Below are 24,804 nucleotides of genomic sequence, written 5' to 3' on the forward strand. Positions count from 1 at the left end.
GTCGCTGACCACCATCTTTGGCTTGCCGCGCTCCATGACCAGCCGATCCAACTCCCGCGCCACCCGGGCCCCGGAGAGCGAGGTATCGGCCACCAGCGCCAAGCACTCGCGGGTACAGTCATCGACCACGGTCAAGATGCGGAAGCGGCGGCCATCCGTGACCTGATCGGAGACGAAGTCCAGTGACCAGCGGTCGTTCGGTGCCATCGGCACCGTCATCAGCGCCCGGGTCCCGATCGCCCGCTTGCGGCCGCCACGGCGGCGCACCGCTGGCGCGGCCTCGATCGCCTCGGGACGGTTGCTGGGGAGAATGAAGATGATTCGGCGTCTTCCGCCGTCTCGTTGAGCCGCCTGTTTAGCAACACTAGATCGCTTGAGAGGCGGATTGAGAGTCTGGCGCAACGAGAGACTTGCATGCAACGACGACGCCCGAAGTCCACACCGGGCGCTGTTGAGGGATACCGCATACGCGCGCCTGATGCGCTTGCGTGCCCAGCTATCTGTTTTGAGCCGCTTCCGTTGAAGTACATCGTTGAAGCCACTTGAGATCGGTTGTCCCGATCCGCGGCAATAACAGAAGAGCCCGCCCGAAGACGGGGCCTTTGATCGTGCCTTTAAACGGGCGCGGAGTTAAATGAGGCGGCGTCGGGTTGCTTTGTGTACAGCATTTGTCCGGTTCGCCGCCCCTAGCTTTCTGACGACGTTCTTCATGTGAAAGTTGACGGTATTCGGGCTGACCTCCACAAGTCGCCCGATTACCCAGGCTGACTTTCCTTCTGCAACCCAGTATAGGCACTCTGTTTCTCGCTCGGTTAGCGGAATGTCTGGCTCGCAACCTTCATCAACGAGCGGTGTAATCTGTGCGACAGCGTTGTGAAACGCCGACGCCAATGTCGCCAGATGAGCCATGCGATGCTGTGGATCGGCATCATCGAAGGGAGATGCAAACGATACGAAAGCCAATCGGCCTTGCGATCCAAACAATGGCACGCTTATGCCATGCTTAAGACCTGCTTCTCTGGCCTCGTGCAAGACGCGCAGCTCACGGGGCTGCAGTTTATATTTATTGGTTAGGTCATCCCAAAGAAAGGGCCTTGGCAGCATTGCTGTCCGACGGACTACCGGGTCGATCGCTCGATACTCTTGCTCAGCATAGCGTTGGCACCAATCAGACGGGAAGTTTATCGTTGGCGGGGGCGGCAGATAGTCCAGCAGACGACGCTCATTCGAGCAGGTGAGTGCTGCGTACGCGACTTTATTAAAGCCTTCATTGCTCGCGAAACTCACAAGAAGCTCGAACAGCGCTTTGATTGATCTTGTCTGTGTAGCGCATTCGACGAAGCTGAATAGGTCTGGCCCGCGGCTTTCCCGTCGGCTTGAAGAGAGTGGCATTTGGCCGTGCGATTGGTCATCCATTTCTATTTCCCATTTTACTTGTACAGATGTTGGCTCTGCTTGTTGCAGCTGGACGCCCGCGCGGGAAGGAAAGCGCCGAGCCCGAAATGTTTGCCCGGGTCCCAGCGCGCACCGATCAGATAGGTGGAGAAAACCGGCGCGCGCCCCCGCAGGTGAGCCAACGCGGAGCTGAGTTGGTTCGTTGCCGACCGGTCGGGTTGCTATCCGAGCTGCCGAATCGTCACGTGCGTATCCAGACTCTCGAAAGAATGGCTGGCAAATGATGCAACGGTTGCGGCGGACAAGGTCAGCACTTCTCGTAAGAACATACCAACGTCTCAAGCGGCGACGTAAAGAAGTGCGCTCGGCACGGAACTCTTCGCGCAGCTCGACACGCCTCAGGTCACGGACCGGTGCAGCCCCTCTCGGGCGCTTGCGCATGTTGGGCCGCCACTCGCGGACATTGACAACCAGCTGCTTGACAAGGACGACACCGTGCATGCGATCCTCAGGACTTCCAAGAACCAGCATGATGGGCACAGCAATTCTCGTACCACTTTCCGGTTTGGCAAAATCGCCCCTTAAGAGAGAGGCACTAAGAGAAAGACCGTCTCATCTGAGTTGTTTCGAGCGGATGCGACATACGTCAAACATGCGACAACGTCGTCAGACGCGACATCGAATTGATATAGATCATGAGAATGATTGCGGTTGCCTCACCTGCATGACGCGGAACGGGATGGGCGCTGCCCGTGCGGTCCTAACGCGCAAGCCAAATACAGTACGGGCCTTTCCATCCTTGAAATCGAGCAGCGCAGCAGCAGTTTAGTGTTGCGGGGTCTTTGAGCAGCCGAGGACCGGCGCCTTCAGCGTTTCGCTGTGGCGCGCCTTTGCGAACCGCCCCCTTCGGCGTCGCGAGGACTTGCCCCCTCTTTGCAACGCCGAGGAGCGAGCAAATGAAAGAGGAAAGAATCACGGAAGGCTCGTCGTGGATTGATCCGGAGCGCGCTGTTGATAAAGACTCCGGCTAACGTGGCGGAGATGCTGCACCTCTCAGCCTAGGCGTGGGGGTCTGAAGCGGATTACACCCCAGCTCGGATGCAGCTTTCACACGATGAAGTGCTAGTAGCGGCCGGTGGGGTGAAGCCGTTCAAGTCGTGTCCGCCCTAGCTCTCGCGCACCACGGTCTTGAGGTAATGGTAGGCCTTGATGATCTCGACCAGGCGATCCTCCGTAGATCGGTCGCCGCCATTGACATCGGGATGGTGCTGCTTGACCATCGCCTTGTACTTCGCCTTGATATCGCCGAGCGTCGCATTGGCATTCAGGCCCATCACCTGCAACGCTTTCCGCTCGGCATTTAAAATCTTGCGCGCCTCAGGCTTGGTCTCCGCGCGGGGGCGGGTACCGGCGCGTCCGTTCAGCTCGAATTGCGTGCAGAAGGCATGCCAGTCGTCCTCTAAATCGGCCGCGCTGCCGGCCATTTTGCGGGCGCTGATGTTCTCGCCCATCTTCCAGGTCGGACGATGGCCGGTCAGCGCGTCGTTCTGGTAGCGCGCGACCGCTTCCGCGTCCATTCCCGTGAAGAAATTGTAGGACTCATTGTATTCGCGAACATGGTCGATGCAGAAGTGCCAATATTCGCGCGCATTGTCGCGGCCCTTGGGCGCGGGATGGGTCGCCTTGTTCTGGCAACCAGGCCATTCACATAGCGCCGAGGTCTGGCGCTCCCGCGCTTCCTTCTTGTTGATGCGAATGGAGTCGAAGATTTTGGAGGTGTCGATCAGCATGACTGGCTCCGTTAGCGGAGCGGCAGTTAACAGCGCCGCTTGTCTGCTAGAGAATTGCGTTTGGATTGCAAGTTGGTCTCGGCCTTTGCGTCAGTGGCACGATGTAGCAGGCACTTCTTAGCAATCGACGTGCCAGGACGGCCGAGCTTGGTTCAGGCAAGCATCTCTTCTGCGATTTCAGATCGACTCAATTGCAATTTGCTGTCGGGTTCTGCACATAGAGGTCTTGAACGGGACCAGGTGAATACGAAGAAAGCGGGAGCTGCGCAGGAATCTGGGTGATAACGCGCTCAGAGAGGCAGCGTATCCAGGTGGATGGCGAACCTGCGAGAACTTCTTCAAGGACCCGATGAGGCCCGAAGGAGACGATCAACATCCTGCCCTTCGGTCAGCCGCCTGTGGTTGATCATGCACTGCTACAAATTGTCCGCAACATAGCGCGCGATCTGTTCGTCCGGGCCGTCCAGACCCAATTGCCGCGTTTCGGAGACGCCGGCGAGCTGAAGCCGCCGCGGATGGTCGCGCCCGGCCGTGCGGCACGGCCGTGGGCCGACGCGCAACATCGAAACGGGTATTGGCGCAATCGAGATTGCCAGGCCCAAGGTGAGGACCGGCGCGCGAGCGGCTCGCCAGTTGGATCGGCTTCACCTCGGTGATTTTGCCAGTCCGAGCGCGGCGAACTAGGAAGCCTCGATCCCCTGCTGCCCGCCCCTTAGCTGCGCGCTATGTCGACGGGCGATCCAGGAGGCGCTCTCGGCCTGCTGGAGGGGATGCACCGAACCTTTCGCCTTCGATGATTTCGGGCCTGAATGACCAATCGCAGGGCGAATACGAGCGCCCGCAGCAAAAGGCCGTCAACTTGCTCAAAGACATCCCGAACTGGTTTGGAGTGGCAAGAAGGCCAAGCAGGATCTCAATGGCGCCAAGCCGGGCGGTCGCGGAGCATGCACTTGATACCTTCGCCGAAAGCCGCGCCAAACATGCGCGTGACGTGATTGCCGGACAAGGATCGCCAATGTACAGCCCATTGGCTTTCTTTGACTTTGCTGCCGAGCACCAGAGCCAGCTGAGAACTGCAATCCAATCGAGAGCATCCGCCGCGGCGCGGCACACAAGCCTGCGAGCCAAGGAAGCGTTGTCGGCACAAGCCGTAAGATTGTTGGTGCAAGCTGATCGAGATGGCCTCGAAACGTGCGGGTTGACTGAAGAGACCCAATTCAGTTGCCGAGATGGTCGCGGCGTCAGAGTGCCGACGCCATTGTGCTCGTCCCGAACGGGCAAAGCCATGCCGCCTGCTCGGTTCTGTCACGAGTCGCGTTCAAGAGCGCGAAATGATTGATCTGAGATCGCAATCCGTAAGTCTCTAAGCGCGTCAGCTTGTCGACAGCTGATCCGAATAGATCGGGAGAGTGCGACACTGTCGGCTCGGCATTGCGAACCGACCCAACCCCCGGGGAGTTGACATGGACCCATTTAGCAGCATCAACCCATTCGACCGTGACCACGCCGCAGTGTCACAACCGCAACAGCAGCAAGCGGAGTTTGAGCCGTACTTGGATGAAGTGCCGCAGCTTGATGCCCCTGCCGTTGCAGAGATCCCCGCTTCTTCAGATCCCTACTATTTTCCTCTGTCTGAGGAAGAGCGTAGCCTCATCGAGGCTTTGGATCTTGGGCACCAGGCGGCCCACGGTCCTCATCCCGAAGACGCAGTCACCAGACACCTCGGGGACACCGCTGCCGAGCACAGCGCGCCGCGGGAAGCTTGGACTTGGCCGAAAGAGCTGCCTGCGGAAGGTCACGATCAGGACCCGCTGCGAGGGATGATGGGCGAACCCAACCTAACATCGTCTCTCCCAACCGCGCGCGATCACCAGGGACCGGACCGCGGAAAAGCCGTTCAGTTCAACTGGAGCGACGGCTACCAACCGGCTCGGAACGAGCTGACCGGGAGCGCTCCCTCTTCAAGTCACGAGGTCCTCATGGGTGAGGATTACACCGGGGAGTTGAGGCCTGCGAAGAGGCAGAGAACACTAAGCCATACAGAAGGGGATGCTATCGGACGCCAGGTGAGCGAGCCCGGCAGTTCAGTCGTTCGCGAGCCGATGGAAGACGCCGGCGCACCGTTTCAGGCCAGCGATCGGCTCGTCCTTCCCGCGGAAGGCTACGATCAGGATCTGCTGTGGGCGATGGTGGGAAACGCCGGCCCATCGTCTTCCGTCCAGCCAACCGAGGGTCATCACCAAGGGCTGGATTCAGAACCGGCCGTTATTCCCTTCAATTTCCGGCAGGGCCACCAGCACGCGTCCGCTGCGCTTGACCGTAGCAACGTCGCGCCGAGCCAGGACAGCCGACCCAACAGTTTTATCGTTCACAATGACCGCTACACGGCGCTGTTCGTGCCCGCGGCAACGATGAGGCGAAGCACCCCTCTTCCGCAAGGCGCTGCCATTCCTCTGGGATTTCGGCTGGAAAACGCTCCGCAGCCCAGCGCGCAACCAGCGAACCGAGCCTCATCATCGCGGCTTGGACGGTCGATGGAGCAAGCCGCTCCGGCGTCCTCCTCCAGGGCTGAGGGGACGTCCCCCGCGCCCCGCGAGATTTATGCTGCATCATTCGCCGTTCCCAAGAATTTTTCGCACGGCGACCAACCAGCCCCGGACACGATGCTCTCGATGCTTCGCCGCTGGGGCCAGTTGCCGAACGATGCGCACCCGGCAATAAACTACGATATTCTCGGCGAGCGTTACACCGCCCTCTTGGGGCCGGGAGGCCCAAATGACGTGCGGCTCATCCATCACCCAAGCAATGGAGATGCCGAGAGACAATCCCCGCGCTAAGAATTAGGAACCCGACCACATAGCTCCGGTATTGGACTTATTAATGTAGCATAGCTTGCGCCAGCGAGCTTGGCGCGGTTCCGGGGGGTCCGGGTGAGCGCTCCCCCGCCCGATTAACTTGCGCGCATCATCGCTGTGCGGCTCCTCGTTGAGCCGCACAGCGATCTTCTTTGATCTTCCGAACGCCAAAGCTGCGAAGAACACCTACGGTGTTATCGCCGTTGCGTTTTACAGCATTGCCATTGATTGGGGCCTCGGCCCCGAGACAGGGAAGCATCCTCGAGCCCGCATCGAACACGCGTCGGCTGAGCTTAGCTGGCTGCAGATGGGTGTGGTCGTCCATCAGTTCCAGATGCACATCCTGGCCGTGGCGTTCCGCAGAAAGCTCGTCTGGCCGACGAGGCGCTGCCCAGCACCTCGTCGATTCGCCTCGAGCCTTTCAGTACATATCTGAGGGGTCAGCAATGGTCCGGAATACCGTGCGCGATCTTCATCGCTTAGCCCAGCCGACGTGTTCCGCAGCTCACACAGTGCTACCCCGAAGCTACTGCCGTGGTTATACTCCTGACATGTGCATTCAACGTCCCCGCGGAAAGCCGGTCAGCAATGCCCTTCCCATTTTTCGGCGTAGACAGTCGCTGAAACCTTAAGAGCAGTGCATAGACCGTGAATTATCTGTCGCTACTCCGGTTTTGGACGCTTTGATGAGAACCGCGTCCTCCGGGATAAGGTTTCGGTTCAGCGCGGACTGCCGTCGGCACTGCTCTGCCCGTCGAAGACGACGACCTGAGATGACCTCTCCTCAAGGAGCTTCAGCGCAGGATGAAGCTGAGCAAGCCGCAGCGACCTCTGTCCGGCTGATCAAATCGGCAAGATTAGTGTTTGAGGACCCTCAAAATAGCGAACGAGCCGCAAAGACGATCGCTGCAGCATGGTTGCCAAGCACCAAAGCTGTATCTGTCCGCGACCAGCTTTCGCTGCTGAATGTCAACACCAGGAACTCCGACCCCGAGGCTGCTGCCCCATCTAAGCCATATCGCGACCATCTTGTGTGAACGACCGCACATCTCGCGCGTACTTTGATGCCGGGACAAATCATAGGGCAAGGCTCGCCGGCGCGAACGTTGAGGCGTTTCGCACTTCCTGCCGGCTTCAACTGAGGATCGCCGCGACAATGTTCTACCTGAGCTGATCGTGCAAGCCTGCCTGGCCGAAAGTAGCACCAGGCGGGCACACCGCGGCTCCCGGAAGCATCTGGCCGGCGCGACTCGCGCGAGGCGATCAAGTTCACGAGGCGTCTGCATGCCCCTAGCGGCGGATCGACGAACGCCACATTGAAAGATGCCTGGACCAATCGTGCGCAGGCTGTGCCGTGCGTTTGTTGCCTGTTTCAGTGTCCGGGCTGAGGAATAGAGCGCGGGGGAGTACTTTCTGGCACGAGTGTCGTCTCTCTTTGGAACCCGGCGCGATCACGGCTTGGCCGAGAAGCTGCTCTCAAAGGAACGGCCCGAGCGAGCAATGCAGCCCTGGTTATGGCTCGATTACCTCGTGGCCATAAGGCTAGAGGTGGCCCTTCGATTTAGGGAAACGATCTACTCTGGCTTCAGGTCCGCTCTGGGGTCTCGACGCGGAGAACATCGCAATTCGTTCATGCGCCGCGTGCAGCCGGGCCTGGCGAGTTTGCCGATGAGCTTGAGACAATCGGCTGCGACCGGCTGCGGCTTCGGACAAAGCGCAAAAGCCTGTCGTTGCTCACCTGCAGGATCAGCCGTTTTGCGGAGCCTACTGTCCGTTACCGCTAAGCACCAAACCGGGATGCTGCACCCTAGACTCCAGCCTCGCCGCGCGTCGCGCCGATCGCGTCAAATCCCTTACGGCCAAACGCTTAGTGCAGATCCGGCGTCCTCACAGGACGGCCTCGCAGCGGAAGCGGCACGGGCGATGACCAGGAGTCTACGAGCGCACCACCAGCTCTAGGTCGCTCACAGGTGACCGATACGGTGCATACGCCCGCGAAATTATCCTGCACCTGACCTGCCATCGAACTTTCTTACAGCAGCAGTCACATGTCGCGATTTCAGCGAGACCGCGCTTTAGACCACCCCAAGGCTAGAGCTTTGTCGCGTGATTATGATGGCAGGCTGGTTACGCCGACGTGGTTGTGCGGCGAAATCAGCGTTCGACAGCCGATCGCCCACGGGGTGGCCGTTCGCTAACGATGTGCCCATGTCTCCACTTCTGTCCTGGGCATGCGCAAGGGGCAGGAACCAGTGGCCATGGACGCTCGGCGCGAAAGCAGCTCTTGAGGGCCTCGATGAAGCCGATGTCCGCGGCTTGCCGGACGGCGATAAAGCAAGCGTGTCGCCGCACTCGTAGGCTTACAGGTCACGATCGCGCGACATGAACTCGCCGCCTTGGTCACGCGGATCTTTGATTGACGCAGATCTTTGCAATCCCACTGACTTGCACCGCTTCCACCGCCGCCAAAATGGCGGTACCGCGAAAGGCGATCCGCCAGCCGCTGCGGCAACGAATGCGAAAAAATCCAATTTGGGACGGAGGCGCGATTAGACGACCCTACCGATTTGCGCAGGAGATTTCGGGGCTCAGGTCAGTTAGCTTGCTGGGTGTTAGGGAGACTTCTTCAATGTTGATTATCGAAACTGTTTTAAAGCCAGACCAGTTTGGCGGTATTGGACTTTTCTCCGCTGCCCTTTTGCCCAAAGGTTCGCTGATTTGGATTCACAACCCAATCGTTGACATCGCGGTAACGCCTAAGCAGTACGAAGCTCTAGCTCCAACATTTCGAGCTCTACTTGATAAGCATGCCTATCCAAGAGACTACAAGGCTAATGATGGTGTTATAGAGTACAATGCTGACAATGCCCGCTTCAGGAACCACAGCAGTCAGCCAAATACATATCAGGACGATCATTGCCGAATTTTAACCGTGCGTGACGTACAACCTGGTGAAGAACTGACTTGCAATTACTTGTTTTTCGATCCGACGTGTGACTTATCGTGGGCTAAAGAACCATCGGTGAATGTTGATGCCCCAACGGGCTAGGCGGCAGTGGATTGAGTTCGTGGTCTGACGACTGATTCGTCGGCGAAATTTACGGGAAGAGTTTCGCCAACTAATTGCGGCCATCGACCGACCCAGCTTTGCGGCTGCCTCCTCGAGCCTGAAGATTATTGCGAGCGCAGCCGTGTTCGACATCCCCGGCGCGCAGAGTGCGGTGGCCCGCGGCCCGGAACGTGCTTTCGATGACGTATAAGCGCGACGTGGAGTTCACAACATCTGTAGAGCCTACCCTAAGGCAAGATCTCCGCAGATGTGCCTGATCTCGCACTTACTTCAGAATCTGACGACGCTCGATCAGTTCCCAGTCGTTGCTGAGAAGGCGCAGGAGCTGAGCCTGATAGGTATCTTAGCATGCGCTGATTGTGCAACGTCAGAGTCGCAGATGTGCTGTTCACAAACGCACTTGATGAGACCGCTTGCGGCTCGATCTTTGCCCCTCGATTTACGTCCGCGCGCAGCGCAGAGGAAAAGCAAGCCGCTTCTCGAGGACATGCACGTCTGGTTGTTGCGCGAGCGCGAAGCCCTCTCGCGCTCCTCCGACGTCCTGAAGCCTAGGAACTACATGCTCAGGCGCGGGGCGACTTCGACTTCGCCCGTTTCCTCGACGATGGCAAGATCTGCTTGACCAATGCGCTGAGCGCGCATTGACAGGCATTGTCTTGGGAAGGCGCAACTAGACCTTCGCTGGTAGCCAGCGTGGCGCCGACCGTGCCGCCATCATGCTGACGATGATACCGACCTGTCGCCTCAACGACGTTGATCCCAAGGCCTGGCTCGCCGAGGTCCTGGCCCGGATCGCCGATCTTCCCGCGTCGCGCCTGCACGAACTGCTGCCCTGGAAATGGAAGCTCCTGCGCCAGGCCGATAAGCCCGCCGGGTCAGCAGGCCGCTGACCTTTCCCCCGACCGATCATAGAGCTCGCTGTGCCCGCGGGCATGCGTCAATCAGGCGGTCTTCGTCGTATGCGTACTCAGCTCCTCACGTGAGACACTATAATGCTCTGCGAACACACCGATTGCGGATCTTCGATCGGCGAGAACAGCATTTCACTCGGTCGTGGCCCTATTCAGTTGAAGCCGACACCAGCGCCTAGTCGGTCCCGCAGTTCCTGCCGACTGATGACAAGATTGTTGAGGTTCAGGTCCGGCCGTCTTGCTGCCAATCGCCTTACCAGTTCCCTGGTGCCGTCCAGGACAAAGACGCCGCAGTCATAACTGTTCTGCTGCTGTCTTATCGGGGCCTGTTGCAGGTTAGCGTCGAGCCGTCCTGCGAGTTCCGCTGCGAGCCTGTCATTGTATCCCTGGGTAGAGTCATAGTGATAGGCGACCCGCCGGCCACGATCGCGGCGATCAACCAGCAGCAGCGACCAGTGACTGCCGCGCTGATGTCTATCCGTATCGCTGGCATCGCTTACCGGCAGGAACAGGAAGTCAGCTGTACCAGGGCGAACCCACCCTAATGCTCGTTCGGCTACCTCCTTGGAGGGGGATCGCAACATTTGGGCTATCAGGGGATCCACGAACCGCGTCCGAGCGGCGAGATCCGGATTGTTCTGCTGCAACTCCTGCGCCAGGAGCTCATAGTCCCGCTGGATATGCTCGTCACCCAGCCACTGCGTGGGCCCCAGCACGGGACCGCTGCGGTGGCCGGAAGAGGCAACAGTAGCCGAGGGGCCGATCTGAGCACCCGGGACAGGGGACGGGCGAGGATGATGGATGAATTGCGCAACGCGGCGTCCTCGCGGCTCCAATGTGATCGAGTAGGTCTCACCGTTCATGGAGAGCTGGGTTGGGCCGCTGAACTGGGTCGGCAGGACCCTGATATTATCCAGGACATCGATTAAGAAATCCGGCACCGGCTGGGAGCCATCCTGCCAATCCTCGTCGACTCGGTATCCGATGTCCTCAAGCTCCTGAAGTACGCCCGATCGCCCGACGAAGAACGCGGGTTTACCGGCAGGGCTGAGCACCGGCGCTGACTGAGCATCGTCACGCATCTGCTGCGGTGTGTACGGCAGATCAACGAAAGAGTTGAGACCGCGATAGATGTCTGACGACTGAGCTGGCGTGTCTGATGGTTCGGTGAAGAGTGGCGGTCTGGCGGCAGCCCCACCCACCGGCGCGGACTGAGCATCGTCTCGCATCTGCTGCGGCGTGTACGGCAGATCAACGAAAGGGTTGAGATCGCGGTAGATGTGTGACGACTGAGTTGGCGCGTCTGATGGTTCGGTGAAGAGCACCAGTCTAGCGGCAGCCCCACCCACCGGCGCCGACTGAGCATCGTCTCGCATCTGCTGTGGTGTGTACGGCAGATCAACGAAAGAGTTGAGACCGTGGTAGATCTGTGACGACTGAGTTGCCACGTCTGATGGTTCGGTGAAGACCGGCGGTTTGGCGGCAGCCCAACCCACCGGCGCTGACTGAGCATCGTCTCGCATCTGCTGCGGTGTGTACGGCAGATCAACGAAAGAGTTGAGACCGCGGTAGATGTCTGACGACTGAGCTGGCGCGTCCGACGGTCCGGTGAAGAGCGGCGGTCTGGCGGCAGCCCCACCCACCGGCGCTGGCTGAGCATCGTCTCGCATCTGCTGCGGTGTGTACGGCAGATCAACGAAAGAGTTGAGACCGCGGTAGATGTCTGACGACTGAGCTGGCGCGTCCGGCGGTCCGGTGAAGAGCGGCGGTTTGGCGGCAGCCCCACTCACCGGCGCCGACTGAGCATCGTCTCGCATCTGTTGCGGCGTGTACGGCAAATCAACGAAAGACTGAAGACCGCGGAAAATGTCGGGCGACTGAGCTGGCGCGTCCGATGGTCCGTTGAAGAGCGGCGGTCTGGCGGCAGCCCTACCCACCGGCGTTGACTGAGCATCGTCTCTCACCTCCTGCGAGGTGTACGGCAGATCAACGAAGGAGTCGAGACCTCGGTAGATCGCCGACGACCCATCTGGCACCGCTTCCGGCGTCGGCCACTCAAAATCGTACGGCAGGTGCGGCGACCACGTTGAGTTCGACTCGCCACGCCGCGGCTCCCCACCCGCCTGTTCAGGGCAGACGCCCAGCGCAGCGTTCGCCTCGACGAGCAATAGGTAGCTCCTAAGCCGATCGAAGCCCGTGTCCGCGTTTCGATTGGATTTTTTAAAGTCGGTGTGATCGTCGTTCAACGACTTTTGCTGCTCACTGGTGCCGGTGAGTCGGCTCACTATGCTCCCCCGCCCCTCCCTTTGGAGCCAAGCACCCAATCTTCGTTGGTTGCGGGCCAGATTTTGAACAACCTTTTTCCGGCTCTTCTCCTCGGGTTTGAGCATGCTCAGCTCTGCCTTTTCCAGGCCATCAATGATGCGGGCGTCATCGGGATAAAGATGCAACGCGGGCGACGGGACAGCACGACCGCTGGGCTTCCGAGATGCACGCGCGCCGGGAACGTTCTCGGCATCGCGAACCTTGCCTAATGCAAACAACAGAAGCTCGTCGTTCGGGAACAACTTCTGAGCGAATTCAATGCGCGCCGCGTGGTCTAACCCGGATATCGAGTAGCCCGCAAGATTAAGCGCGTTAGAAAATCTGCGAAGACTACGATCATGACGAGCAGCACTGCCCGACGTCATGCCACTGGCATTAAGCCGCTCTGAGAGGGGCGCGTCTTCCGCTGAAGGGATCGTGCGCGGCCGCCCGCCAGAAGCTACATAGCTCGGATCATGATACGCACGAAGGACACCCAACCCTTTCTTCATGTCTTCGTCGTTCGGGAAGTAAGTCTTGACATGACGGACCAGGGACTGGTGGTCCCTCAGATCAATCGTAATGCGATGAGCGCCAAGATCATTTCCAAGTCGGCGAAGCGCCTGAGTATAGCGCTTAACCGTGTTCCGTTGTGGGTTTTTCTGAGCTGCATATTCGGCAATCGCCTTGTCGATAGTGTCCCGATGTTCTGCAGAGAGATGGGGATGGTAGTTGCGGCCGCCACGGGAGACAGGACCCGGATCGGGTGAGCGCGCCTCGGCCAAGTGCTGCTCAAAGCCCTCTTGCCCGGCATGGCCCCCCTGGTCCTCTTCCAAGACGGCGTGCTGCACCGGGGACCAAGCTGTTGGATTGGGTGGATCGAAATTGTACGGGTCCACGATAGCCTCACGTCCAAGAAATCAATTGAGCTGATCCTATTATGGATAGGCTTTCCAGAAGCTGACGAGGCCGTCGCTCGTGAAGCAATGCATCGCCACATCTGCAAAGCGAAACTGCCCCGCGGCTCTCAATCGTCGCGGGTTTCATGGGTTTAAGGACCCGCCGTCCTCGCCGCCGATGAACCCTTCCGGCGGCATGTGAGCCGACGACTCGTCATTGCTCTGGTTGCAAAACGACCATACCGGGCCGCAGGTGCACGCATGGGTGCCAAGCCACAGTTGATCCAGATCGGTCTCGCAACTCCACGACGAGCCTTCCGCGATTCGTTCCTCGTTCATTCGCTCTCTCATCGGCTACCCAAGGAGACGGTAATCCTCGTGTCGCCGAGGGGCGCATTGCCTCACTAAAAATGTTACCGGACAACTTCCCAGTCGTGCCTTGGGCGGAGCTGCCGAATCAGTTCCGTAGCGGCTACGGCAGGGACGATCAGCATGCGCGAAAAGCGCGAGATCACATCAGCCCTGGCCGTGCGTCATCGGCCGGGCGGTCGGCGTGAGAAGGGACGACTCCTGGACGAGCTTTGCGCCGTCACGGTATGACATCGTAAGCACGCGATCCGACCACTGTCAGTGGACGAGCATCGGATCGGCCCTGCCGCGGCGGCCGAGCCGGACCTATGGGGTTTCCATTCGCGCTGCACTGATCGTGGTATGGGACGCCTCTGACCGGCTCTGCAGTAAGCGGCTCGTCGCGAGCCGTTCTTGCGCCCGGCACTTGAACGGCACGGCAGATTGAAGCTTTCTGCCGATGAGCGGTCGGTCGGTTTTGAAGGTGAGCGCGGTGACGAGCGATCGCCTGCTGAGCGACGCAAAGATCGCAGCAGCCGGAGGACGCCGAGGGCGGGATCAACAAATGATTCAGCGTAGATGTCTTAGCGACTCTGGCAGAGTGCGCTGGCGCAAGTCAGCATCGTCGCGCAAGAGGACAGCGATTTCGTGTGTCCGCGTAAGCTCGCTCTCTTCAGAAGTGTCGGCGCTGGTAGCTGGACCTGCGACCCCGCGTCAGATGGGAAAACTCTGCTGAAACATACCACACGCGTCCCCCCTAGCGAATTACCCAAGCGCTCCAGCCCCCATCGGCAATACTCAACGCGAGATCATGAATCTAGACCGGCAGCTTTGCGTTCGACTCCCTTCAATTGATGGATGATCCGTATCCTAGATCCCCTTCAGAACGTGTTCGCAATCCTTGGCTCGCGTACTCAAAGCCGTTGCCAATCGCTCGATGACAGCGTTCTCCAATCCCTCCTTTTGCGCTCGCGTGCGAATGTCCGCCACCAGGTCAGGGATCTGCCCGGCCATGGAGTTCAGCGTAGCGATGAGTACGTCCGCATCAACACGCGTCTCGCGTGCAAATTTTTGCCACTGACGCAAGCCAATTTGATCGAGCTTGTATTCACCCCCGACTTTCATGGCGAGTTTGATCTTGCGCTGATCGACGTGGTCGTAAGGAAGAATGCTGGCGATGTCGTAAAGGGGAGCGAGACGCACGAGAGCGCCGCTGGCCAGAAGCAATGAATAGTTCTTGGCGTGAGCATCAGAGCCCCCAATGAGCCAGTTGAAGACCAAAGCGCTGACGAACGTCTCAAGGTCGGCCTCGCGGTCTGTCGAGTAGGTCCGCAAGAGCTCGACCACATCGGCAGGCGTTGGTCCGCCCTCGTTCTGGTATTTCTTGGTCGGCGGGATGCCCATGGCCTGACAGATATCTTCCTGATGAACGCGGATAATGTCGTTCCCGCTGACCTGCCGATCGTAGCGTTCAACCACGATCGCTATTTCCTGTTCGAAGCGCATCACCTTGGTTTCAGCGGCTGGCAGCCCGAGTTCGCGTGCGAGCTGCAGGCAGATATGCTCATTCTCGGCGTGACCATCGAAATGGCCCGTCGGTGGTTTCAAAATGTGGGTGGTTGGTATGCGCCCGGACGGAATGCCCCATTTGTTGTCTTTGAGGACAAGCGCGGTTTTCGGCTGGGCGCCTGCAAGACTGAATTGACCCGTGTCGCTGGGCAGACGCCAGGCAGCGTGATCCTCGCGCAAGACTCGAAGCCGATTTGCTATTTCCGACTTATCCAGCCATTCGATCTTGTCATCTTTGCCTGTTTTCAGAGACCCCAATCGATCAGGCGTGACGAACTGGATGGCCCCGGCGCAATCCTCACCGACGTTAGAGATGAGGGCAAACACGTTGCGCGCCGATACCTGAAATTTCTTGGCCCAGCGCTCGAGCACCTGCTCGTTGTCAGGCAGCAGCCCCCACAAGAAGGACTGAACGGTGGCTGGACCGTGCTCCTCGGCGGCAAGCGGCATCGAAAGCGACAGGGGATAGGCCCGCTCCGCGTTGCGCCATGCATTGTCATAGACGAAGGTCAGCCGGCCGCGCGCCTCACTGCGGACGCGACCGACTTCGGTGCCATCCAAGAGTGCAATGAGCTCGGCCATTATGTCTTGCCTTCCTTGGCTTTGGTGACGATGGCGTTGATATCAACTGCGGAGGTAGACCCGCGGCTGGTGGGCCCTCCACTGTTGACGTCCACCGGGATGCCGAGAACGTCGAGAGCACGAAGGACAAGAGCCAGCTCTGCGCGGGGATGACCATGCTCGACCTCAATCACCCATTGACGGCTGACGCCGATCCGCTTGGCCAGTGTCGCCTGGTCTAGCTTGAGGCGTTTGCGTCTGTCGCGAATGACGGCGCCGAGGTCGCCAGGTGTACGGATAAGCATTCCAATCCCAAATGTTAGCGCTCGCTTACATTAGCATAAGTCGCCGCTCGCTGACAATTATAAATGTAGCCGCTCGCCGACATTCCGAAATGTCAGGTCGACATTCTCGGTCAACGGAAGTACTAACGTTTTCAGAGACATAAAGTAGACCCTGGTACCGGCTCAGCAATCCCCGCTCCGCTGCGGCAAGTTCCTCGCCTGTTCGGTGTCGCCTTGCTCGGATGTGACACCCAGTGGCGCCTCCTCACGTGCCATGAGCCGCGCGCGCTCATGTGCGTGGGATCAATCCGCATGAGCATTTCCTTCTCGCCGCTCGACGTTGCGAGCCATGCTGCCCCCTCGCCGCTCGATGCGTGGCTGCACCCATGCCAAGGCGCGCCTCGGATCCCAAATTGCTCGTGGGATGCAAGGCGCCGGCTGCCTTTCGGCATACGACACGCGGACTATCAATCATTGCGCAGCATTTCCAAACGCATGGATTTCGACCATTGCGGACGGCCCTTAATCTGACCCCGGCTATTTTGAAGGATCTGGGTCATCGACGAGCAGCGTTACTCGGATCGCAAGTTTTGTCCGCTGATCCTCATGAGTGAACGAGCCGTATTTCTCGCCCTCAATGGCGGCTTACTAATTGCTTTCACGGTCTGGCTTGTGTTGCCGCCCGGCAGTTCGTGGTTGCTGCACGTCTTGCGGTCTATGTCGGCTGGAAAGGACTTGGTTATCAGGCTCGGCCTCGAGCCTTTCGCACACAAGCCGGACTCGCAACCCATGGTCGGGGGGGGGGGACGAGCGCTCGCGCAGCATCTACGGACATCGTGGTATGCAAGGAGTGAGCAGGGCCGTTGACCTCACAGGGTCGATACGGTCGCCGCGATTGAGACCGGGCCTCGGCTTCAAACCCATGCATCCTCAATCAAAATGCTTGCAGCCGCAGCGATTTATCTATCTGAAACCGGTGCGAAAAATCCGCCCCGCTGTAAGTCGGAGGACGCCCAGTCAACAACTTCGTCCAGAGTCCATTGGAGACCTAAGCTATTTGGAGCTAAAATGACGAGGTCCAGATCGATGATTGCCGCCGCGGCTCAGGTCGCGACGGAATTTTTTGGCCTGAATCCTATGAAGGAAGTCCGCCGTCCGTTGGGCATTGGACGAGATCGTGAAGATCGCGCGTCCGTTCTTCAGCACCTTGATTCAAGAGCCGATATAGGAGGCGTGATCCTCCCTCACCTCCGGTGTTAGGCCGAGATCGGCAGACAGGAAGCCCGCGCCAAGCTCCGCGACCAACTCTCCCATGGCATAGCCTTCAACGCCGAAGCGCTAGCGGCCGAACTCGCGGTTCAGGCGGCTCTCGTGGCGGCATGCAGTATACAAGGCCACTCTTGCGCGCGCTGCGGCAGGAATGGAAGTACGTGGCCCTCACCTTTTCGGGTGGTGTACCGACCTTCGCCAGAGTACCTGCGAAGCTTGTCGGAGATAGCTAGCGGGATTGGTCCCGGGGCAAGATGTAAAACAGTGCGGGCGCGGCTCGGTGCTAACCGGCTCGGGGGCTGAAACCAGGCCAACTAGTCCCTACCACATCCGCACTGCCGTTGAGACTAGCGGAAAAGTGACTCGGCGCTGATCGATCTGGAGCGATAACGCTGTCCCTGTCACATCCCGTTAACCCCAAGGGCTCTGTATCTGTGATAGCTTACCGCAACCTGACAGGACTTTGCGCAGTCGGTCAATAGTGTGTGGGCTATCAACACCCGCTCAATCCGCCACGGAAACTTCTGCAACCACTCAGACATGCTTTCGTGCTGTCAGCCATCACGACGTCAGGACACCCGGACGGTTCAGGCTGCTGATCAGTGAGACATTGTCGGTTGCGGACCACACCATCTAGATACTCCGCCCCGTTGGGGGCAGGTCTCTGTGACGTCAAATTGCGAATTCGGTGCTTTGCGCCCCCATCCCTCTGCCGTGCATATTGTACTGCCATGTTCGTCGCACTCCGCGTATCGATCGATTGTCGGAGTGCATTGGTGGAATTCCAGTAAGCCTCCAACCGACTGCGGATCGACGATAAGCGAGCCAGATGATGATTGTGCACTTAAATTGTAGGCTCTAGGGTGCGAGAGAAATACAGCATCGCACGACTGAGCAATATAGGCCGGTCAGCAATAGATGGAACGCAGCGCGGATGCGCCGGCGCCTATCGAGGGGACTTGATGAGAAAGGCGCTATCCCTATCCGCATCCGCACTGCCAACGAAGTTAGCCACGGGATCGAGAGGCTGACGCAGCGGCTTTGCCCTGAGGGCTGTTCACACGAAATGCCTGGTGGGTATCAAGGAGAAATCGGCCTTGAGTGACCTACCCAGACTGATACGCGAGACTGAGGGCGTAGCTGATCGCCCGGATTCATCCCTCAGGGAGATCGTCCCGCCGAGAATGAGCAAAGACGGGTCTGACGCCGCTGCCGATAACGTCGTCCGCCAAGCCTCATCATTGAAGTAGATCTTCGTCCTCGACATCACTCATCGACAAGCCGCCGGGATGCATACGTATATTCCAAAGCGATCTGGCGTGCCTGTTCAATTAGGTTGGCGGCGGCGCTATGCCCCCGTCGGTATTCTCATAGTAGAAGTACGGTTGGCCCAACGCAGCGAGCCTCGCCGCTGCCTTGCGGCCATGCGCTGGATGCGCGGTCGTCCTTGGTGGACGTGAGAATGAAGGGGCCCGGGTAGGTCTTGCCTGGCACCAACCTCTGATAGGGCGAGTAGGCGTCGAGCCACTTGCGCTGTTCGGGAGAGCTGGGATCGCCATACTCGCTGATCCAGGAGGCTCCGGCGCCCAGCTTGGTGAACCGAACCATATCGAACAGCGGCACCTGTAAGATGGCCGCATTGAAGAGGTCGGGTCGTTGGGTGATTGCGGTGCCTACCAGGAGGCCTCCTTGGCTACCGCCGACCACGCCCAGCCGGCGGGGAGAAGTGATTTTGCGCCGGATGAAGTCCTCCGCGACGGCGATAAAATCATCCCATGTCCGCTGCTTCGTTGCTCCTTGAGCAGTCTGGTGCCATTGGGGCCCGAACTCACCGCCGCCGCGCAGGTTCGCGACGACATACGCGTTCCCCTGCTCGAGCCAGAGTCGTCCGGTAGGACCCGCGTAATAGGGGATGAGTGGAATCTGAAACCCACCATAGCCAGAGAGAAGCGTTGGAGTTGATCCGTCAAATCTTGCGCTCTTGGGTCGTACCAGAAAGTAAGGAATGCGGGTGCCATCGCGCGAGATTGCCTCGAACTGTTCGACGACAAGTCTCGAGGCGTCGAACCTAGGAGGGGTCGTCTTCAGGGTCTCAAGGCGTTCGGTTGCGGCGTCGAAGTACCAGAGCATCGTCGGGCTAAGAAAGCTGGAGACGGTGAACATCGCCTCGTCCGTTTCATGCGATGTCGCAGCTAGCCCGACACTCGCATTCTCTGGAAGCGGGATCGGCCTGGCCTGCCAGGCGCCTGATTGTACTTGTAGACGAACGCCCTACTCTGAACATTGTCGAGAATCGTTAGGATTAACAAGTTTCTTGTGGCGGTGAATCCGCTGATCGCTTGTCGAGGTCCAGGCTTGAAAACGAGGGTGGGCATGGCGCGCAGCGGATCCTGCCTCCATTCGGCCAGGTCATACGAGATGATCGAGCCGGCTGAGAAGGGGTATCTCCGGACGGCGGCATCCAGTCTTCGTTTAGCGTCATCAGCAGGCGACCACTCGCGATGCCCCCAATGGTCGCCTTCTTTGGCAGATTGAGATTAATCGGCTTGGACCCAAAGAGAACATACTCATGCTCGAAGAAACCGATCCTGCGGACGGCGCCGGTCGCATGGATCGTGCCTTCACTGTCGCGCAGCACGAATGGTTTGGCCTCGACATCGGTCGGCTCACCACGGAAGACCTCGCGCGCTTCCGCGAGCGACTGAGCGCGCTTGAGCTCCTTCACAACGAAAGGGTAACCGGCTTGCGTCATGGTCCCTTCGCCCCAATCTCGTGTAATCAGGACCGTGTCGCTATTTACCCAAGTGACCTGCTGTTTTCCCTCGGGGAGTGCGAAGCCGTTCGTGACGAAGGTTTTGGCGACTGCGTCGAACTCCCGGACGAACACAGCGTCCTTTCCGCCCTCGGACAGGTTGAGCAAGCATAGGCGCTCCTCGGGCGGGAGGCAGCCCACCCTTTTAAGAACCCAGTTCTTCTTGTCCGTGTCAGCGAGAGCATCCACGTCGAGGATGGTCTCCCATCGGGGGCTTTGGCTGGGACAGTCGGTTCTTAGTAAGGGCGGCATGTTTGCGCGGCGGCCACCTTGCTCTCGTCGCAGTCCGTAAATCTTCGACGATCGCTTGCGCCTTCCGTTCGGCCATTCACAACTCTGCTGGGCATGAATTGCCTTGAGCATGTGGACCTCGCAAACCTTGTGCGAAGGGATATCGCGCCGGTCACCCTAAAGCATTCGAGGACGCCGCGAAGCCGACGAAAGCCGCAAAACAACGGGCGCGCTAAAGTGGTCCGGACACGAGCTCGCTTTCTCGCGCACTCACGCTCCCAAAACTAACACGAACTAAACTTGCAACGACCGGCCGCTGGCCGTCACGGCAGCTCGTGCTGGAAAAGAACACTGCACTTTGAATGACGCTGTTCAGTCAGAGCGGAACGGGTCCGCGCACATTGCAATCGAAAAAACATGAAAGTCGCACATGCGCGCGCCTTCCACCCTCGCCGCGCAATGCAGTGCTACCGACGCTCAATTGTCCGCCTTCAAACCAACGTAGAGAGTTGACGCGACACACTCTTAGGAAACTCCTGCAAAATATACGAATTAGTCCGGCACGCGGCTTGCTTCGTTCAGGACATCATCACCAATCGTGGTGCGATGATCATCGGAGCGGCCCGGCGCGTCATTACGTGTCTGGCCGCTGCGACGATTTGCCGTGCGGCGATACTTAGCGAGCGGGACCGCGTCTCGGGAAAGTGCAGGCAATCATTATGCGATCAAGAGTTCTCTTTTTGGGTGCTACGACGATGGCGCTCGTCACATCGGGTAGAGCTATGGCGAACCTCGAGCGACAAGTACTGCCACCGGCGGTGTGGAACTGGTCTGGAGGCTACATTGGCGGTCACGCCGGCGGCGGGTACGGCCGAACCTCCTTTAGCAATCCCTTTGGCCCGTCGATCTATGGCGGCAGCGTCGATATTCCATCGTTCGTCGCAGGTGGCCAGATCGGCTACAATTGGCAGAACAACAGTTGGGTGTTCGGCCTCGAACTGGATGCCAGCGCAGCTGCCGCCAACGGCTCAAACACCTGCCTAGCCGCCTCCCACTTGATTGTAAGCGCAAACTGCAACGCAGGTCCCAACCTCTTTGCGACCGGGACCGGCCGCATCGGCTACGCCTTCGGTCCGCTCGGGCAAACGCTTGCCTATCTCAAGGCAGGCGTAGCCTGGCAAAACAATCGGGGCGACGTCGTCAACAACGTGGAACCGGAAAACCAGCCACAGGAGAAAACCCATTTCGATTATGGCCGAGTTGGCGGCGTGATCGCGCTCGGTCTCGAGCGAGCCCTTACGCCGGCATGGTCGGTGAATGTCGAGTATGACTATCTGCATTTCGGCGGACCAAGTGTCGCCACCGCTTCGACAGTGCAGTTATCTCCGCCTGCGATTCTGCCGGCGAACACAACCAGCCTATCCAGCAACTATCACATCGGAAGAGTTGGTCTGAACTACCACTTTGGTGTGGACCCAGAGGCCGCACCAAGGTCCGATGCGCCGTATGCGAAATCAGCGGGCAGCGTACCATCCATTCCCGACGCGCCTGGTTGGTCGTTCGAAGGCGGCTCGCGGCTCTGGCTGAGCCGGGGACGATTCCAATGGGATCACAGCGCACTTAATAATAACGATGCCCTAGACCCCAGCATACTCGTATCGCGGCTCACTTATCACGGACTGAACGGGCTTTCGGGGGAGGTATTCGGCCGGGTCGACAGTCCCTGGGGAGTGTTCCTGAAGGGCAACCTTGGGATCGGAAGCTTCAACAAGGGGAAGATGAACGACGAAGATTGGCTGGTCCAGCAGGAAGGATACCCGTACCAAAATACTCTTTCAGGTCAGTCAAACGGAAGGTTCGCATATTACACGGCGGACGCCGGTTACGATTTCCTGCGCAGCGCGAACTACAAGGTCGGTGCATTTATGGGCTGGGCCTATTACAGCCAGAGCTCAGATACCATTGGTTGCGTTCGGGTCGCGCCTCAGGATGAAGCATGTCTGAAGCCGGGCGACACTAGGATCGTCGGTGTGGAGGATACTCAATGGAATGCGCCTCGAATCGGCCTGAGCGCCGAAACTATGCTGACCGAGCGCTGGCGCCTCAATGCTGATGTCGCTTACCTGCCCTGGACCGATTTCAAAGGCCGCGACTATCATCTCTTGCGTCCCAAGACCACCTTTGACGAACAACGCGGCAATGGTGGTGGCGGAGTCCAGATTGCGGGCGTGTTGTCCTACTTCCTCACCCAGAACATCAGCGTCGGGGTCGGTGGCCGCTATTGGGCCATGTGGACCAAAAAGGACAGCGACTCTTTGTGCAGCAGCAGCGGCTGCGTCGGTGACCCGCGCATTCTTGCGAAGTACAGCATGGAACGGTGGGGTACGTGCTTTCAGGCCTCTTATAAGCTCAATTAAGGACCTCACTAACGAGGCTCCCGACTTCAGATTCTTAGATGCCGTTCTGAAGTTTGCTGATGACCAGTCCTCGGCGCGCAATTGCCGCCGAGGATTGGCATGTCGCGATCACGCTGTTCGCCGGGTTGCTACGATTGCATATCACCCGCCTTTGATGAGGCGGGCGCAACTCTGCCCCCGAACCAAAGCTCGTCCACTAATAACAGCTCGATTTCTTGGTCCGGACGAACTCGCTTCAAAGCCGATTGTGCGCGCCATTGCGACCGGGCTGGGATGCGCTCGATGCACGATTTCTAAATTCCGCAGCGGGATCTCTCGTGGGCAACCGAGACCGCAGCGAGCCCCAACATCACGTCGCCGGTGAATCCGAAATGGAGACTATAGAGCCACCAGATTGCGCAGCACCGGTCGAGATCGTACATGGCGAGCGCGCGCCTTGTTGCTGCGACCATCCGCGCCATCGGCTTCATTCCGCGTGTCATCTGGAAACCTCGGCGTCTCGGGGCCAGCGCTCTCCATACAATGACTTTTAGGGCGGTGATGGCCCGCTGTCCGGCGCGTGCACCTGCAAGAGATTTGGAATTGAGATTGATGTTCGCCATGGCGTTCTTTTCCGCGTTTCGAAGCAGATTGCGCACACCTATGTGCATGCGCTCATTGCCGTGATCCTACGGCGATACTGCTTGCAAACCGCCCAGATCTGGTAGTGCCAATTGACCGGACTCCCGACCGACAAATACGCTTACGCGATCCCACCGCTGCGCGAAGCCACTTGCGGCAGTGGTTGCGGCTACGCGACCTTTGCTGCCAGCTCCTTGAGAATACCTCGCGCGTCCGCCGAGGCTATCTAGGCAGGGCCTTCGCTGTTTCCGAGTAACCCCTCCAGGTCAGCGGTTTCGCTACCCAACTTGCGCGGACCCAGCCGACATCGAGCGCTGGCTTGCGGCCGAGCTCCGTCTGACCGCGCATGCAATTCTCGGTCGCCTCGCGAAGCAACGCCCCGAACAGTTCGGCCTGCACCACACCATAGCAGAGCTTGTTGGGATTGCTCAGAGGCAAAGCAGCCGAGACGATCATCCCGCACGGCTAAAGCTTCGGCGCTGGCCGCGTGTAATGGGCATTCCGCGCGTCTCCAGAAACTTCCGATCCTGCGCGGCATGGTGCAATCCCGGACTGGCCGATAGCCAGAGCTACATCGATCAAGCGAAACTAACATCCTCAGATGAGGCAATACCCAGGCAATATGGCAGGGGGGACTGACAGGCCGGCGCCACGCGGACGAAACGTCCAGGATGACCGTTCATCTCGTGGGCTGCCAGTGGGCCCGAGGATGCGTACCCACTGGCTGCGCGAATAATCCACTATTGGGCGAATGTCTCTCCAGCTAAGGACAACCGAAGTGATCGCAGGCCTCCAGCCACGCGCGATCGGTTCACAGCGGGGTTGTCTCCCGTGTAAGCCTAACGAACCCTCCTTCGGCTAATTCGGCTTTGTAGGCCCGTCCGTTAAGTAGGATCGTGGTGGAGTTATCTGCGGTCGGCATAAAACCGTCGTGGCGCAGCTTCTCCATTAGAGCAGGTGTGGCCCATTGCTGTGCTAGCGGCATTCCGTAGCGCCATTTCTCCGCGAAGAAGGCTCCGAAGTCCGGTACCCCCGCCCGGCCGACCCCAACCACTTGGTCCTCCGCAGGGTTATGAACAAGACGAACGCGATTGGACTCATCCAAACCGGCCGTGTAGCGGTGACCTTGGATTTCATAGGTCATCGTCGGCTGGTCCGAGTCCGGCAAGAGACCGTGGTGGAACAGCCTCTCAACCATCGCGTCAGGGGCGATTTGCGAACCGTGTAAAAATCTCTGTGGAGCGGCGAATGTGACATCTACCGCTTCCTCAGGTGCGGCAGGTGATGATGGGCCAGCTTCATTCATGATCTGACTGAACAAATCATGATCTTCCTGTGTCCAGACGTGCGCTGTTGGCGATTCCGGGGAACGGGCATTGTCGATCGGGTTCGGATCCATAAAGCTCTCCTTTCTGTTGTGAGAACAACGGCTTCTTGAAGATCTCCCCCAGGGAATGAGCTGAGTTCG

14 protein-coding genes and 3 pseudogenes are annotated in these 24,804 nt (G+C 59.0%); 5 read left to right on the forward strand and 12 right to left on the reverse strand.

Annotated features, from left to right (window positions below; translation table 11 throughout):
- The 3 genes and pseudogenes from GA0061099_RS34575 to GA0061099_RS34585 form a co-directional block, all read right to left on the reverse strand.
- Positions 1 to 267: pseudogene (locus GA0061099_RS34575) on the reverse strand (DDE-type integrase/transposase/recombinase); the annotation flags it as partial.
- Positions 268 to 630: 363 nt separating this feature from the next.
- Positions 631 to 1,416 carry a helix-turn-helix transcriptional regulator gene (locus tag GA0061099_RS34580; RefSeq protein WP_333919212.1) on the reverse strand — a complete coding sequence of 262 codons (786 nt, stop codon included), beginning with the start codon at positions 1,414 to 1,416 and terminating at the stop codon, positions 631 to 633.
- A gap of 1,145 nt (positions 1,417 to 2,561) precedes the next feature.
- Positions 2,562 to 3,185 (reverse strand): J domain-containing protein, encoded by a 624-nt coding sequence (locus GA0061099_RS34585; protein ID WP_036030886.1) that lies wholly within the window; start codon positions 3,183 to 3,185, stop codon positions 2,562 to 2,564.
- A 1,463-nt stretch (positions 3,186 to 4,648) separates the two neighbouring features.
- Here GA0061099_RS34585 and GA0061099_RS34590 point away from each other — a divergent pair.
- The 4 genes and pseudogenes from GA0061099_RS34590 to GA0061099_RS40600 form a co-directional block, all read left to right on the forward strand.
- Positions 4,649 to 6,022: a hypothetical protein gene (locus GA0061099_RS34590; protein ID WP_050996235.1), complete on the forward strand. Its 1,374-nt coding sequence runs from the start codon at positions 4,649 to 4,651 to the stop codon at positions 6,020 to 6,022.
- Between the two features lie 148 nt (positions 6,023 to 6,170).
- The gene (locus GA0061099_RS34595; RefSeq protein WP_036030883.1) at positions 6,171 to 6,476 is read left to right on the forward strand and encodes a hypothetical protein; all 306 of its coding nucleotides are present in this window, start codon (positions 6,171 to 6,173) and stop codon (positions 6,474 to 6,476) included.
- Between the two features lie 2,193 nt (positions 6,477 to 8,669).
- Positions 8,670 to 9,089, forward strand: coding sequence for an SET domain-containing protein (locus tag GA0061099_RS34600; protein ID WP_074448286.1), 420 nt, complete (start codon positions 8,670 to 8,672; stop codon positions 9,087 to 9,089).
- A 478-nt stretch (positions 9,090 to 9,567) separates the two neighbouring features.
- Positions 9,568 to 10,000, forward strand: a pseudogene (locus GA0061099_RS40600) (transposase domain-containing protein); the annotation flags it as partial.
- Between the two features lie 173 nt (positions 10,001 to 10,173).
- Here the strand turns inward: GA0061099_RS40600 and GA0061099_RS42295 are convergent.
- The 7 genes and pseudogenes from GA0061099_RS42295 to GA0061099_RS42305 all read right to left on the reverse strand — a co-directional run bounded on the left by GA0061099_RS42295 (position 10,174) and on the right by GA0061099_RS42305 (position 20,430).
- The gene (locus GA0061099_RS42295) at positions 10,174 to 13,224 is read right to left on the reverse strand and encodes a Ulp1 family isopeptidase (protein ID WP_225114775.1); all 3,051 of its coding nucleotides are present in this window, start codon (positions 13,222 to 13,224) and stop codon (positions 10,174 to 10,176) included.
- Between the two features lie 144 nt (positions 13,225 to 13,368).
- On the reverse strand, positions 13,369 to 13,563 hold the full coding sequence (locus tag GA0061099_RS40610) for a hypothetical protein (protein WP_124163810.1): 195 nt from the start codon (positions 13,561 to 13,563) through the stop codon (positions 13,369 to 13,371).
- An 879-nt stretch (positions 13,564 to 14,442) separates the two neighbouring features.
- Entirely contained in the window at positions 14,443 to 15,723 is a 1,281-nt protein-coding gene (locus GA0061099_RS34625) for a type II toxin-antitoxin system HipA family toxin (protein ID WP_036030852.1), read from the reverse strand.
- A complete protein-coding gene (locus GA0061099_RS34630; protein WP_036030851.1) occupies positions 15,723 to 16,007 on the reverse strand; it encodes a type II toxin-antitoxin system Y4mF family antitoxin in 285 nt (94 codons plus the stop codon). The genes GA0061099_RS34625 and GA0061099_RS34630 overlap by 1 nt, the downstream gene beginning before the upstream one ends.
- Positions 16,008 to 17,198: 1,191 nt before the next feature.
- Positions 17,199 to 17,312 (reverse strand): annotated as a pseudogene (locus tag GA0061099_RS43180) (zincin-like metallopeptidase domain-containing protein); the annotation flags it as partial.
- Between the two features lie 1,311 nt (positions 17,313 to 18,623).
- Complete coding sequence (locus GA0061099_RS42300; protein WP_225114777.1) at positions 18,624 to 19,481, reverse strand: prolyl oligopeptidase family serine peptidase; 858 nt, start codon at positions 19,479 to 19,481, stop codon at positions 18,624 to 18,626.
- 76 nt (positions 19,482 to 19,557) lie between these two features.
- A complete protein-coding gene (locus tag GA0061099_RS42305) occupies positions 19,558 to 20,430 on the reverse strand; it encodes a prolyl oligopeptidase family protein (RefSeq protein WP_074448289.1) in 873 nt (290 codons plus the stop codon).
- 650 nt (positions 20,431 to 21,080) lie between these two features.
- Here GA0061099_RS42305 and GA0061099_RS34655 point away from each other — a divergent pair.
- Positions 21,081 to 22,715 (forward strand): outer membrane beta-barrel protein, encoded by a 1,635-nt coding sequence (locus GA0061099_RS34655; protein WP_050996232.1) that lies wholly within the window; start codon positions 21,081 to 21,083, stop codon positions 22,713 to 22,715.
- A gap of 293 nt (positions 22,716 to 23,008) precedes the next feature.
- Here GA0061099_RS34655 and GA0061099_RS42310 read toward each other — a convergent pair whose 3' ends face one another.
- Both GA0061099_RS42310 and GA0061099_RS34670 read right to left on the reverse strand, forming a co-directional pair.
- The gene (locus GA0061099_RS42310; protein WP_225114776.1) at positions 23,009 to 23,317 is read right to left on the reverse strand and encodes a hypothetical protein; all 309 of its coding nucleotides are present in this window, start codon (positions 23,315 to 23,317) and stop codon (positions 23,009 to 23,011) included.
- An 830-nt stretch (positions 23,318 to 24,147) separates the two neighbouring features.
- Positions 24,148 to 24,735 carry a hypothetical protein gene (locus GA0061099_RS34670; RefSeq protein WP_036030845.1) on the reverse strand — a complete coding sequence of 196 codons (588 nt, stop codon included), beginning with the start codon at positions 24,733 to 24,735 and terminating at the stop codon, positions 24,148 to 24,150.
- Between the last annotated feature and the right edge of the window lie 69 nt (positions 24,736 to 24,804).

Source organism: Bradyrhizobium yuanmingense, assembly GCF_900094575.1.
GTDB classification, from domain to species: Bacteria; Pseudomonadota; Alphaproteobacteria; order Rhizobiales; family Xanthobacteraceae; genus Bradyrhizobium; species Bradyrhizobium yuanmingense.

What these genes read in the sequence shown, in the direction of transcription:
- GA0061099_RS40610 (WP_124163810.1), bottom strand. Translation starts at nt 13,563, where the DNA reads ATGAACGAGGAACGAATCGCGGAAGGCTCGTCGTGGAGTTGCGAGACC.
- GA0061099_RS34655 (WP_050996232.1), top strand. Translation starts at nt 21,081, where the DNA reads ATGGCGAACCTCGAGCGACAAGTACTGCCACCGGCGGTGTGGAACTGG.
- GA0061099_RS34625 (WP_036030852.1), bottom strand. Translation starts at nt 15,723, where the DNA reads ATGGCCGAGCTCATTGCACTCTTGGATGGCACCGAAGTCGGTCGCGTC.
- GA0061099_RS34600 (WP_074448286.1), top strand. Translation starts at nt 8,670, where the DNA reads ATGTTGATTATCGAAACTGTTTTAAAGCCAGACCAGTTTGGCGGTATT.
- GA0061099_RS42310 (WP_225114776.1), bottom strand. Translation starts at nt 23,317, where the DNA reads ATGGCGAACATCAATCTCAATTCCAAATCTCTTGCAGGTGCACGCGCC.
- GA0061099_RS34590 (WP_050996235.1), top strand. Translation starts at nt 4,649, where the DNA reads ATGGACCCATTTAGCAGCATCAACCCATTCGACCGTGACCACGCCGCA.
- GA0061099_RS34580 (WP_333919212.1), bottom strand. Translation starts at nt 1,416, where the DNA reads ATGGATGACCAATCGCACGGCCAAATGCCACTCTCTTCAAGCCGACGG.
- GA0061099_RS34585 (WP_036030886.1), bottom strand. Translation starts at nt 3,185, where the DNA reads ATGCTGATCGACACCTCCAAAATCTTCGACTCCATTCGCATCAACAAG.
- GA0061099_RS42305 (WP_074448289.1), bottom strand. Translation starts at nt 20,430, where the DNA reads ATGCTCAAGGCAATTCATGCCCAGCAGAGTTGTGAATGGCCGAACGGA.
- GA0061099_RS34670 (WP_036030845.1), bottom strand. Translation starts at nt 24,735, where the DNA reads ATGGATCCGAACCCGATCGACAATGCCCGTTCCCCGGAATCGCCAACA.
- GA0061099_RS34630 (WP_036030851.1), bottom strand. Translation starts at nt 16,007, where the DNA reads ATGCTTATCCGTACACCTGGCGACCTCGGCGCCGTCATTCGCGACAGA.